This is a genomic window from Accumulibacter sp., assembly GCF_036625195.1.
Lineage (GTDB): Bacteria > Pseudomonadota > Gammaproteobacteria > Burkholderiales > Rhodocyclaceae > Accumulibacter.
This window is the reverse complement of sequence record NZ_JAZKUG010000001.1, coordinates 5,097,160-5,109,412: the sequence shown is the minus strand read 5'-3', so window position 1 is coordinate 5,109,412 and position 12,253 is coordinate 5,097,160. Positions and strand designations below refer to the sequence as shown.

10 protein-coding genes and 2 tRNA genes are annotated in these 12,253 nt (G+C 69.7%); 8 read left to right on the top strand and 4 right to left on the bottom strand.

Going from position 1 to position 12,253, the window contains the following annotated elements:
* Positions 1 to 29: 29 nt before the first annotated feature.
* On the bottom strand, positions 30 to 896 hold the full coding sequence (locus V5B60_RS21700; RefSeq protein ID WP_332350200.1) for a CsgG/HfaB family protein: 867 nt from the start codon (positions 894 to 896) through the stop codon (positions 30 to 32).
* Positions 897 to 1,271: 375 nt separating this feature from the next.
* Here V5B60_RS21700 and V5B60_RS21695 point away from each other — a divergent pair.
* The 4 genes from V5B60_RS21695 (at position 1,272) to V5B60_RS21680 (ending at position 3,216) form a co-directional block, all read left to right on the top strand.
* A tRNA-Gly gene (locus V5B60_RS21695) sits at positions 1,272 to 1,347 on the top strand.
* Positions 1,348 to 1,417: 70 nt separating this feature from the next.
* Positions 1,418 to 1,504: transfer RNA gene (locus V5B60_RS21690), tRNA-Leu, on the top strand.
* A 41-nt stretch (positions 1,505 to 1,545) separates the two neighbouring features.
* Entirely contained in the window at positions 1,546 to 1,995 is a 450-nt protein-coding gene (locus V5B60_RS21685; RefSeq protein ID WP_332350198.1) for a DUF1178 family protein, read from the top strand.
* Between the two features lie 108 nt (positions 1,996 to 2,103).
* Positions 2,104 to 3,216, top strand: coding sequence for an S-(hydroxymethyl)glutathione dehydrogenase/class III alcohol dehydrogenase (locus V5B60_RS21680; RefSeq protein ID WP_332350196.1), 1,113 nt, complete (start codon positions 2,104 to 2,106; stop codon positions 3,214 to 3,216).
* 24 nt (positions 3,217 to 3,240) lie between these two features.
* Here the strand turns inward: V5B60_RS21680 and V5B60_RS21675 are convergent, their stop codons facing one another.
* Genes V5B60_RS21675 through V5B60_RS21665 form a run of 3 tightly spaced genes read right to left on the bottom strand, consistent with a single transcriptional unit; the run spans position 3,241 to position 5,898 of the window.
* Entirely contained in the window at positions 3,241 to 3,729 is a 489-nt protein-coding gene (locus tag V5B60_RS21675) for an MEKHLA domain-containing protein (RefSeq protein ID WP_332350194.1), read from the bottom strand.
* A complete protein-coding gene (locus tag V5B60_RS21670; RefSeq protein ID WP_332350192.1) occupies positions 3,726 to 3,974 on the bottom strand; it encodes a hypothetical protein in 249 nt (82 codons plus the stop codon). Before V5B60_RS21670 ends, V5B60_RS21675 begins: the two co-directional genes overlap by 4 nt.
* A 4-nt stretch (positions 3,975 to 3,978) precedes the next feature.
* On the bottom strand, positions 3,979 to 5,898 hold the full coding sequence (locus V5B60_RS21665; RefSeq protein WP_332350190.1) for a sensor domain-containing diguanylate cyclase: 1,920 nt from the start codon (positions 5,896 to 5,898) through the stop codon (positions 3,979 to 3,981).
* Positions 5,899 to 6,121: 223 nt separating this feature from the next.
* Between V5B60_RS21665 and V5B60_RS21660 the strand changes: the two genes are divergently transcribed.
* The 4 genes from V5B60_RS21660 (at position 6,122) to menD (ending at position 12,066) form a co-directional block, all read left to right on the top strand.
* Positions 6,122 to 7,414: a glycoside hydrolase family protein gene (locus V5B60_RS21660; RefSeq protein WP_332350188.1), complete on the top strand. Its 1,293-nt coding sequence runs from the start codon at positions 6,122 to 6,124 to the stop codon at positions 7,412 to 7,414.
* Positions 7,415 to 7,523: 109 nt separating this feature from the next.
* Positions 7,524 to 8,906, top strand: coding sequence for a class I adenylate-forming enzyme family protein (locus V5B60_RS21655; RefSeq protein ID WP_332350186.1), 1,383 nt, complete (start codon positions 7,524 to 7,526; stop codon positions 8,904 to 8,906).
* Positions 8,903 to 10,333, top strand: coding sequence for an isochorismate synthase (locus V5B60_RS21650; RefSeq protein WP_332350184.1), 1,431 nt, complete (start codon positions 8,903 to 8,905; stop codon positions 10,331 to 10,333). Before V5B60_RS21655 ends, V5B60_RS21650 begins: the two co-directional genes overlap by 4 nt.
* Entirely contained in the window at positions 10,330 to 12,066 is a 1,737-nt protein-coding gene (gene menD / locus V5B60_RS21645) for a 2-succinyl-5-enolpyruvyl-6-hydroxy-3-cyclohexene-1-carboxylic-acid synthase (RefSeq protein WP_332350182.1), read from the top strand. Before V5B60_RS21650 ends, menD begins: the two co-directional genes overlap by 4 nt.
* Positions 12,067 to 12,253 lie beyond the last annotated feature (187 nt).

Genomic DNA, 12,253 nt, shown 5'->3' with positions numbered 1-12,253 from the left:
AGGCCGGAGCGCTGCCGTCGTTCCCGCTTCTAGCGCGTTCTCTTGCCCTTGCCGCCCTGCGCTTCCTGGGCACCCTGGACGCCCAGGTTGCCGCCGGTACCAAGACCGCCCTTGACTTCCTGTGCCTTGTAGTTGCGCACTGCGCGCACCAGGTTGTTGTAGGAATCGGTGAAGGCGGCAACGATCACCTTGCCTTCGGCAGTGTTCGTATAACCACCGCCGCCGGCACCGAAGCCGCCGCCGAAAAGCGCCCCCATGGCACCGAAATCCATGTTGCGGGCACTGCCCTCGGCTGCCGCCAGTTGCACGCCCGAGCGGTTGTCGACCAGGGTCAGCAGCGTGCTCGCCTCCTTGACATTCACCGCGCCGACGACCGCACCGAGTACTCCGGCGCCACGGCCCAGGCCGCCCAGGCCACCGCCCATGCCGCCGGCGTTGTTGTTGCTGAAGGTGATCGTCGGGCTCATCGTGTAATCGGCCGAGACCATCTGCCCCTTGCCGAACTTCGAGCCCCGGCGCAGCTCGCCGCTCTGCTCGAGCGCGCGCTCCTGCATCATGTTGTTCATCGCCCGGCCGCGGTCGACGACGACGAAGCAGTTCGATTGCTGGATCAGCAGCTTGAGCACCGGGCTCGTCGATCCCAGTTTCATCTGCCCGGTCAGGATGCCGTACCAGGGAGCGTTCGTGTCCTCGTAGACGGCAACCGTGCCGAGCGAACTGGCGCATTTCTCGAGCTGGCTGCTGGCGTTTTCGGTGGTTGAGCCGGCGGCGGAACCGGTGGCGGTGGTCTTCGCGTCGGGCGAGCCCATCTGCATCTGGGCGCAGCCGGCGAGCAGCAGGCCGGCAGTGGTGGCAAGTGCGACCCGTGCAGCACGCTGCGGACTTGGCAAGGGCATCGGTTCTTCTCCTTTCGATTCGCTGATGGTGGCGTCAAGGGCCGCTGACGGCTGCCAGGTTGCCCCGGAACGGCATTATGCCCAAACACCCGCCGTCTTGCATCTGCATGCCGCGGCTCCCGGTGGTGCGGCCCGCATCGGGCTGGCGCGCGTGGTCCGTCGTCGCTGCGCCTGCCGCGTGCCGCTGCCGGCGCCGCTGGTCAGGGCAAGGCGTGCATCGGCGGTGGTTCGGCGATGAGGGCGGACCGGTCGGCTCGGGGTGTCGAGGGCTTGACAGCGCTGGCTTGCCTGCGGATAATCCGTGCCGCTCCTGCCCGGCAGAGGCGGCGCCGTAGTCGGCGAGGCGCCTTGTCCGGGTCCAGGCAGGCTTTGTACGCGGGAATAGCTCAGTTGGTAGAGCGATACCTTGCCAAGGTATAGGTCGAGAGTTCGAGACTCTTTTCCCGCTCCAGATCACGAAGGGAAAGTGCCACCGGCACTTTCCCTTCTTCCATTTTCCGGCAGGTATAATGGCCTGCGGCGCCCGGATGGTGGAATTGGTAGACACAAGGGACTTAAAATCCCTCGGCCTTGCGGCCTTGCCGGTTCGACCCCGGCTCCGGGTACCACGTCCACGTCTCTTGCTGCGCGCTTCGCGCTCCGGGTCCCGATGATCATCTTTGACCTTGCATGCCGGCACGACCACCAGTTCGAGGGCTGGTTCCAGTCGCGCGAGGATTTCGACCGCCAGTTGGCAGCCGGTCTCGTCAGTTGCCCGCATTGTGGCTCGGTCGAGATTCGGCGCGTCCCGTCGACGGTGCATCTCGGACGTTCCGTCACGCCAGCGGATTCGCCTCGCCGTCCACTACCGGTCGCCGCGCCGGCAGTCGACGGGGGTGCGGGTTCGCTACCGTCTCTTCGCCATCTGACCGAGATGCTGCTTGCCCAGTGCGAGGATGTCGGCGACGAGTTCGCCGCGGAGGCGCGGCGGATTCATTATGTCGAGGCGCCCGAGCGTTCGATTCGGGGCGTTGCCACTGTCGACGAATATGAGGAACTGCTCGACGAGGGAATCGAAGTGTTCCGTCTGCAGCGGGTGAAGGCGGGTGATCTGCACTGACGGCCGCGCCGCGGCTGCTGTGGACGGCCGGCGACGCGGCGCGCGCCTGTCCGGCAGCGGGGACCGATTGCCGCCTGCCGGCGGCGCCAACTGGAGGGAGGGTTGCTGATGATCAAATCGCGTGCTGCGGTTGCCTGGGCTGCCGGGCAGCCGCTGGAGATTACCGAGGTGGATGTCGAGGAGCCGCGGCAGGGCGAGGTGCTGGTGCGCATCGTTGCCTCCGGCGTCTGCCACACCGATGCCTTCACGCTCTCCGGGGCCGACCCGGAAGGCGTCTTCCCGAGCATCCTCGGTCACGAGGGCGGCGGCATCGTCGAGGCCATCGGCCCGGGCGTCAGCTCGGTGGCGGTCGGTGACCACGTGATTCCCCTGTACACGCCGGAATGCGGACAGTGCAAGTTCTGCCGTTCGGGCAAGACGAACCTCTGTCAGGCGATCCGCGCGACGCAGGGCCGGGGACTGATGCCGGATGGCAGCAGCCGCTTTTCGCGGCACGGGCAGACGATCTTCCACTATATGGGGACGTCCACCTTCTCCGAGTACACCGTGTTGCCGGAGATCTCGCTGGCGAAGATCGCCCGCGAGGCCCCGCTGGAAAAGGTCTGCCTGCTCGGATGCGGCGTCACCACCGGCATCGGCGCCGTGCGCAACACCGCCAAGGTCGAGCCGGGAGCGACGGTGGCCGTCTTCGGCCTCGGCGGCATCGGTCTGGCGGTGGTCATCGGCGCCGTGATGGCCGGTGCCGCGCGCATCATCGCCATCGACACCAACCCGGCCAAGTTTCCCATCGCCCGGCAGCTTGGCGCCACCGATTGCATCGACCCGGCCGATCACGCGCGGCCGATCCAGGAAGTGATCGTCGAACTGAGCGACGGCGGTGTCGACTACTCGTTCGAATGCATCGGCAACGTCTCGGTCATGCGCGCCGCCCTCGAATGCTGTCACAAGGGTTGGGGCGAGTCGGTGATCATCGGTGTCGCGGGTGCCGGCGAGGAGATCTCGACGCGGCCCTTCCAGCTGGTGACCGGACGCGTCTGGCGGGGCTCCGCCTTTGGTGGGGTGCGCGGCCGCTCCGAGCTGCCGGCTTACGTCGAGCGCGCCCAGCGGGGCGAAATTCCTCTCGACACCTTCATCACCCACACCATGGGGCTGGCGGACATCAACCGTGCCTTCGAGCTGATGGCCGCCGGCCAGAGCATCCGTTCGGTGATCCTGTTCTGAGCCGCCCACCGCGGCAGCCGGCGATCAGCGCAGGGGCTCCCAGGTGGCAAAGCTCGCTGCCTGCCCGACGCTCGTCGCCGCTTCGCTGACGAGATTCCAGACCGTCGCGCCGCAGATGCGGAAGCGCTCGCCGCTCGCCGCGATGCGAACGCCGCCGTAATCGTCGATGAAACCGTCGCGGGCAACGCGATCAAGCAGCCGCTGCCGTTCCGCGCGCGCCAGCGGTTCGGCCGAAAGTCGCGACGGCAGACGGACGATTTCCCGCCACGACATCGCGAACAGTTCCTGCGCGGCGAGGTTGGCGTAGAAGAAGATCGGATCGGGTGCCGCATCGTGGGCCAGGACGACGAACGGTGCGCCGTAGAGCCGCCGCCCGAGATCGCCCGCTGGACCGTCGGGCAGGACGTCGCGGTGCAACAGCCGCGAATGGCTGGCGACTATGAGGCGTGCGCTTGCCGCCTGGAAGCCGTTGCCTGCACCCGGCTCGCTGCGGTCGAAGGAGGCAGCCGTCATTGCCGCTCTGCCGTTCGCAGGCAATTCACACCCTCTCGGCCCGTCGTCGCCGGGGTCGCGACCTCGGTGGGCGGCAGCGCCCCAGGGGGGTCTGCGCCGCCGCAACTGCAGGGACGCATCGCAGTCAGCAGCTGCAGTTCGCCGAGCAGGCGGTCACCCGGCGGCACCTCGTCGGTCGCTTCGCGGGTGATCAGCGCGTCACCGGTGGCGTCGCGCGCGCACTTCAGGTGGACTCGCCGGGACATCTCGTCAGGCGGCGACGACGACTCGGTTGCGTCCGCTGCGCTTGGCTTCGTAGAGCGCGGCATCCGCCGCCTCGATCAGCGCCTGGCTGTCCTTGAGGCCGCTCGAGAGGTTGGCAACGCCGATGCTGAGGGTGACGGGAATCGCCTGCTGCTCCCAGATGAAGGCGTACTTCTCGACCAGGCTGCGGATGCGCTCGGCGATCTGCGCCGCAGCGCGGACGCTGGCATTCGGCAGGACGGCTGCAAACTCTTCACCACCGTAGCGGAAGACCAGGTCCTCGACCCGCGAGGCGCGCTTCAGCAGGTCGGCGAGCTGCCGCAGGACGGCATCACCGGCGGCATGGCCGTAGCCGTCGTTGATGCGCTTGAAGTGGTCGATGTCGAGCAGCAGGCAGGCCATCGGCAGCCCGTTGGAGTGGGCGAATACCCACTCCGAGGCGAGATAGTCGAGGCCGTGGCGGCGGTTCGGAAGCTGCGTCAGGGCGTCGGTCAGCGCGTCCCGCAGGAGGCGGCGGTGGGTGACGGCGAATTCGTCGGTCGAGCGCATGATGCCGCGCCGCTCACGCTGGATCTCTTCGCGCAGCAGCAGCATGCGCGTCGCCGTGTTGAGGCGGACGCGCAGCGTATGGATACCCACCGGCTTGACGAGGACGTCGTCGGCACCGGCGTCGATGGCCTCGAGGACGTGCGCTTCACTGCCCGGCGAGGCGAGCAGCAGTGCGTAGCTCTCCTTGCCCGCCGGCGTCTGGCGCAGGATGCGGCAGAATAGCGCAGGTTTCAGTCCGGGCATGGCCATGTCGGCAATGACGATCTGGGCTGGCTCGCGGAGGACCTGCTTGAGGTCGTCGATGTGGCTGTCGACGAGCACCGGCTGGTGGCCGAGGCTTTCGATCTGCTGCATCAGCGTCGGCAGTTCCGCCACCGGGATGCCGACCAGTTGCACGTGCAGGCGCGGCGCGCTGAGCCCGCCGTCCGGTTCCTGGGTGGCCGGGCTGACCCGCCGGCTGGGGGGGCTGGCCGCGAGGATCTCGGCGAAAGGGGGCATCTCGTGCGTGCGCACCTGCAGCATGGCGCCCCACTCGCGCCAGCGGCGGACCGTCCGGTCAGCCATGTCGTTCAGTGCGTCACCGCTGATGCCGAGCCGCGCAGCGCGCGTCAGGAGGCCGGGCAGCAGGCTCCAGCGCGCATCCTCTTCGGCCATGCAGACTTCGGCCAGCGCCCGCGCAAAGTGCAGCGAGTGGGTCAGCGTCTGCGCCCGTGAGCCGTCGCGAAAGCCTGCGAGGTCCGGCTGTTCGTGATGGTAGGCGGCCTGGATCAGCAAGTCCGGTAGACCCCATTCGGCGAGCATCGTCGCGCCCAATTGCTGGTGGTCCATCTCCAGGCAATCGCGTTCGAGGGTCGCCAGACTGGCGCCGCCTTCTTTCGCCTTGAGCAGAATGACGGCGTATTCTTCCGGGTAGAGCGAAGCCATCGCCAACTCGCCGACGCGCGCCAGCAAACCGATGGTGAATAGCTCTTCGCTCGAGATCTGGGCAAACTGGGCGAGTTCCTGGCAGGCGATGGCGGTTGCCAGCGAGTGTCCCCAGAAGGCCCCATAGTCGAAGGCCGAACACTGTCCGCTGCTGTGCGTATGCATCACCGACAGGCTGATCACCAGTTCACGCACGCGGAACGCACCGAGGGCAACGATCGCCCGCTGCAGCGAGACGATCGGTCGCGTGCGGCCGAAGGCCGCGGCGTTGGCGAACTTCAGCAGGCGGCCGGCGATCGCCGGGTCGGACTGCACCAGTTGCACCAGATCGGGGACGCGAAAATCGTCACGTTGCAGCAACTTGATGATCGAGAAGGCGACACCCTTGGGTGAAGGCAACTTGCCCGTTGCCTTCATCGAGTCGTAGCGCTGTGGGGGGACGAAGTGGATCAAGCAGGCCTCAGGTCCGGGGTGTGCGCGCGATTATGCTACAAATCCGGTCACACCGCCGGAACGGGGTCCGCTGTCCCCGTTGTCGCGTGCGGTCGCTGTCGCGCTGGCGACGGTCGCCAGCGCGAGCGAGGCGGTCGCGAGGGCATAACGTTCGCACACGGCGCCAGTGTCGCTATACTTGCGCCGGTGCGCGCGAACTGCATGCCTGCAAAGGGGGGTAAGAATGAGATCAGTTGTTGGCCGGGAGGCACTAAGCGGCGTCATCGGTGCCTTTCTGATGCTGTCCGCGGACGCCGCTCTGGCGCAGGAATCGCCGCCGGTTGCAGCGGTGGCGGCGGCTGAGCCTGCGGCCGCTGCAGCAGCGTCGGTACCGCGGCAGCCGTTCCGTCGCAGCATCGAGGATGCTGCCAACCTTGCCGGTGGGCTGGCAGTGAGGTTGGGCAGGGCGACCTATCGCGAAGGCGAGCCGGTGACGCTGAGTATCGATGTGCCGCGCGCCGGCCATCTGAACCTCGTCAGCGTCGGCCCGGACGATGTCGCGACGCTGATCTTTCCGAATCGGCAGCAGACCGACAACCGAGTGGCTGCAGGAACCTTCCGCATCCCCGGCGAACCGCCGCAGTCTCCGGAACTGTTGGCGAAGCCTGCCGGGGTGACGCTGCTGGCCGCCTTTCTCAGTCAGGAGCCACTCGACCTGCAGCCGAGTGGCAGCGGGCCCGACGGACAGCCAGCGGCGGACGACGCGTTCGCGCGCCTGCTGCCGGCTGCCCGTACGCAGCTCGAGAAGCTGGCGGCGCGGAGCTTCACTGGACTGCCGCGGACGGCACCGTTGCAGGGCGGAGTCTCCTATCTGCTGGTGTGCGCGCCCGCTGGCACCTGCGACGCAGCGAGCCTGGCGCTGGCGACGGGTTCGCCGTCGCCCGCCGAGCGACTGTCGCCGGGCCTGCTGCTCGAAGGCGAGACCGACCTGGCGCTGCCCAAGGGGGCCTGGCTGCGGCGCATTCCGGAGAAGGGCCAGCGGCTGACGCGGCTGTCGGAAGGTTTCGTGCCACGCCTCTATACCAACGCCGACAACCACTGCAGCATCGGCTACGGGCACGTGGTGCGGCAGGCGGCGTGCTCCGGCGCCGAGCCAGAGGCGCTGCGCCGCGGCATCAGCGAGGCGCAGGCGGAGGCGATGTTGGCCGAAAACCTGCGGCGCGCGCAGCGGGCGGTGATGAGCCTGGTGAAGACCCCCCTCAGCGACGGGCAATACGCCGCGCTCTGCGACTTCACCTACAACGTGGGCGCGATGAAGCTGCAGAACTCGACGCTGCTGAAGCTGATCAATGCCGGCGAGCATGAGCGCGTCCCTGCCGAGCTGCGGCGCTGGACTCTCGTCGGCGGCAAGGAGCAGCGCGGCCTGAAGTTGCGCCGCGAGCGCCAGATCGGGCTCTACTTCGAGGGCCAGCCGGTTCCCAGGACACCGCCGGGAGGCGAACCGGCGACACCGATCGATATCCGGGTCGGCGGCTAGACGGCCGGGCAGGAGCGTGGCAGCGCTCGTTTCTTGATCAGCAGCAAAGCCGCGGGCAGCGCACGCTGCTTAAGATGAGCGGCATGAACAAGTACAGCGCCAGCCGGAAATGAGTCTGCTCGCCTCCTGGCTGCGTGCGGGTGCCTGCGGACGACCAGACGCCTGCGCCCTGCGCGCGGCGACCGGCGAATGGACATACCGGGAGCTTCTGGTTCTGGCCGAACGGGGCGCCGCCTGCCTGCGCAGCGCTGACGTCGCTGCCGGCGGGATCGTCGGCTGTGCGGCCGGTGCGCTCGACCTGGCGCTGGCTGCCGTGGCCTGTTCGGCGGCGGGGACGGCGCTGTTGCCACTCGATCCGCTGACCGCCCCTGGCGCTTGGCCACGCCTGCAGGAGCTGGCCGGCGGGCGATTGCACTGCCTGCGCACACGCTCCGGCGACTGGCCGCTGGATCGGGGAGCGCCGGCGCCCGCCGTCGGTCCCGACGACCCCGACGACCTGGCACTGGTCATCGCCAGCAGCGGCAGTGAAGGCGAGCCGAAGGCGGTGATGCTGACCGCCGGCAATCTTGCCGCCGCGGTCGCCGCGTCGCAGCAGCGCTTGCCGCTGGCGGCCGGTGACGTCTGGCTCGGCTGCCTGCCGCTGCACCACATCGGCGGCATCTCGCTGCTCTACCGTTGTCTGCGTGCCGGCGCCACGCTGCTGCTGCACGGCAGCTTCTCGGCGCCGGAAATCTGGCGTGACCTCAATGAACAGGCGGTCAGCCACATCTCGCTGGTGCCGGTGATGCTGGCGCGTCTGCTCGACGTTGCCGGCGGCCGACCCCCCCCGGCCAGCCTGCGACATGCGCTCATCGGCGGCGGTGCGCTGTCGCGGCCACTCTGCGAGCGGGCGCTGGCGGCTGGCTGGCCGATCCGTCCGAGCTGGGGTCTCAGCGAGAGTGCGGCGCAGGCGGCGACGCTGCTCAGCCCGTACGAGGAATGGTGGCCCGGGCTGGTCGGCGAGCCGCTGCCCGGGCTCAGCGCGCGCATCGCCGCCGACGGCCGCATCTGCCTGCGCGGCGCGCAGGTGATGGCGGGTTACCTCAATCCGGAGCGGCGCCCGGGCCTCGGCCTGATCGACGGCTGGCTGATCACCGGCGACCTCGGTGACATCGATGCCGCCGGCCGCCTGAGTATCCGCGGCCGTGCCGACGACCTCCTGGTCAGCGGTGGCGTCAATGTCCACCCGGCCGAAGTCGAGGATTGCCTGGCCGCGTGTCCTGGGGTGCGTGACGTCGCGGTGACGGCGATCGCCGACGCGGAATGGGGCGATTCGCTGCTGGCGCTGGTGGTCGGTCACGCCGACATCGAACTGCTGCGTGACTGGTCGCGGCGGCATCTGCCGGCCAGCAGGAGGCCGCGGCGATTCCGCTGCGTCGAATACCTGCCGCGCAACGGCATGGGCAAGCTCGAACGGGCCGTCCTGCGTCGCCTGGCCGCGGAAGCTGCATGACGCCACGCCAGCTGCTCGACGCGACGCAGATCGCCTTGCTCGGACGCCGCCTGCGTGCCCTGTTGGACGGCGCACGCGGCAACGACCTGCTGAGCATCAGCCTCGACCTTGGTGGCGGCGACGACGACTGGCTCGGGGTCGAGGAAGGCGCCTGGCCCGGCGTCGACCTGACGCGGCCGGCCTGCCACTGGTGGGCTGCGCCGGCTACCTCGGGTGGCCGCGAGTACCGCCTGGCAATGGGCCGCGCGATCGACTTCCGGAGCGCCGGCGCGGCGCGCTTCTCCGCCCTGCAGGCCGCCTTCGCCGGGCTGCGGGCGGTCTGGCGGCACGACGACGCGCAGCGGAGCGGCCGCAGCCCGCTGGCGTATCTCGGCTTCGCCTTCACCGGCGAGAGCGCTGACGGCTGGCCGAACGCGCAACTGGTGGTGCCGGCGATCCTCCTGCAGAGCGCCGGCGGGCGGCGCACGGCAACCTTCAGTTGCGTTGCGGCCGCTGGCGAGACGGCCCTGGCGGGCTGGCTCGACGGATTGCGGGGCAACGCCTGCCAGCCGCCTCGTTCGCTGGCGCCGCCACTGCCGGAGACGGTCGGACCGCTCGCCCGGCAGTCCTTCATGGCGCGCGTCGCCGCCGCGCTGCGCGCGATCCATGGTGGGCAGCTGGAGAAGCTTGTGCTGGCGCGCAGCCAGCGCTGCACCACTGATTGCGCGATCGATGTGGCAGCGTTGCTCGCGACGCTGCGCGACCGGCATCCCGGGTGCACCATCTATGGCGTCGCCCGCGCCGGCGAGGCTTTCGTCGGCGCCACTCCGGAGCGCCTGCTGGTCCTGCGGCGGGGCGCGGTGCAGGTCGATGCGCTGGCCGGCAGCGCGTGGCAGGCGGGTGACCTTGGCTGGGCCGCGTCGCCATCCTTGCACGATGCCAAGAACCGGCGCGAGCAGCAGTTCGTCGTCGACGCCGTGCGCGCTGCGCTGTCGCCCTTCTGCAGCACCCTGGCGGCGCCGCAGGCGGCAGAGGTGCTGCAGTCCGGCGGACTGCAGCATCTGCGGACGACGGTGCACGGCTGCCTGCAGCCGGGAGTGGCTTTCTTCGAGCTGCTCGCCGCACTGCATCCGACGCCGGCCGTCGGCGGCTGGCCGGTCGCCGCCGCCAGCCGCTGGCTGCAGTCGCACGGCGAACGGCGCGGCGCCTGGTACAGCGGCGGTATCGGCTGGCTGGATCGAGCCGGTGAAGGCGACAGCGTCGTCGCACTGCGCTGTGCGCGGATCAACGGCCGGCAGGCCGAGATCTTTGCCGGCGCCGGCATCGTTGCCGGTTCCGATCCGGCGCAGGAGTTGGCCGAGACCGAGGTCAAGCTGGCGGTTATCGCCGACGCCTTGCGGCAGGCTCGCCGCCGCCGGCCGCTTGCCGAACGGGCGGCGAGCGCGTGACGAAGCCGCCGGAGAATGGCGTGCTCAACCTGCGCTACGCGCAGGCGCTGGTCGATGGCCTGTGCGCGGCCGGTCTGCGCGACCTCGTCCTCTCGCCCGGTTCGCGCTCGAGCCCACTGGCGCTGGTCTTCCTGCGGCAGCCGGCGATCACCAGCCAGGTCGTGGTCGACGAACGCAGCGCCGCCTTCCTCGCGCTCGGGATCGCCAAGGCCGGCCGGCGGCCGGTGGCGCTGCTCGCGACATCGGGTTCGGCAGTGGCCAACTGGTTGCCGGCAGTCGTCGAGGCCGACCTCGCCGCCGTCCCGCTGCTGCTGCTGTCTGCCGACCGGCCGCCGGAACTCGTCGGCTGGGGCGCCAACCAGACGATCGATCAGCAGCGGCTGTTCGGCGCCCACCTGCGCGCCTGTCATTCGCCCGGGCTGCCGGCTCCCGACTTCGCGGTCGACTACCTGCGCAGTCTGGCGCGGCGCGCGCTGGCTGAATGCTGCTCGCCTTTGCCCGGCCCGGTGCAGCTCAATCTCGCTTTTCGTGAGCCACTGCTGCCGGTCGGTGCTCTGCCCGCCGGCGTCAGCGGCGGCGGCCAGGCGGTGGTGCCGGTCGGCCGGCCACGCCTGCTGCCGGACCGGCAACTGGTGGCGGACTGCGGGGCGGCGATCAGCGGCCGGCCAGGGGTCATCCTCTGTGGCGGCGACGACTACCCGCCAGGTTTCGCCGCAGCCGTGAGCGCGCTGGCGCGGCAGCTCGATTGTCCGCTGTTCGCCGAACCGCTGTCCAACCTGCGTTTCGGTGGCCACGATCGCAGCCGGATCTGCGTCCGCTACGACGCCTTCCTGCGCCCACCATCGGCACTCGCCGACAGGCGACCCGAATGGCTGCTGCGCTGCGGCAGCTTTCCCGTCACGCGGACGCTGCAGGACTGGCTGCACGCCAACAGGACGGCACGGCACATCGTCCTTGGCGCCGACAGCCGCTGGCGCGACCCGCTGCACTGCGCGGCTACAGTGATCCAGGGCGATCCACTGGCGGTCTGCGAGGATTGGCTGGCGACGCCGCTGCGGCCGGCAGCGCCGCGTTGGCGCGAGATGTTCGCGCAGGCCGAGCGGCGTGTCGCAGCGCTCGCTGCCGACTGGCGTTCGCGGGAAGATTTCGAGGGTGCGTTGATTCCGGCGCTGCTCGATGAGTTGCCCACCGGTCATCGCGTCTTCTGCGGCAATTCGCTGCCGATCCGCGATCTCGACGCGTTTTCGGGCAGTGGCGAGCGAGCGCTGCGGTTCTTCGGCAATCGCGGCGTCAGCGGCATCGACGGCAACCTGTCGACCGCCCTCGGCGTCGCCAGCACGGGCCCGTGCGTCGCGCTGCTCGGCGATCTGACGCTGCAGCACGACCTGACCGCGCTGGCCGCCGCCGGCGGCCGCGACATCGTCGTCGTCGTCATCAACAATGGCGGTGGCGGCATCTTCGAGTACCTGCCGATGGCGACGCTGCCCGAATTCGAGCGCGCCTGGCTGACGCCGCAAGCGGTCGATCTCGTCGCCGCAGCGGCTGCCTTCGGTGTTTCCGGCGAGCGTTGCACGTCGCTCCGCGGGTTCGCCGCCGCTCTGCGGCGCGCGCTGCAGCGCGGCGGCGCGACGCTGCTGGAGGTGCCGATCGATCGCCGGCGCAGCGTCGCGCAGCATCGGGCTTTTTGGCAGGAGGCGGTGGACGTTGCCGGCAGCCTGCCGGTGTTGCCCTGATCGGCTCGGCGGACGCGCGGCAGCGCCGTGTTCGATCACGACCGCGTCACGGCGGTCCACTCGGCGGTTCTGCAGCGATCGTCCGGCGCCGTCTTGGCGGAACGTCGCGGACGCGGTCGCGCACGATCGCGCGGAACAAGCGGATGCCGCCGGGATCGCCGTCGGCGACTGCGGTCGAGTGGCGAAA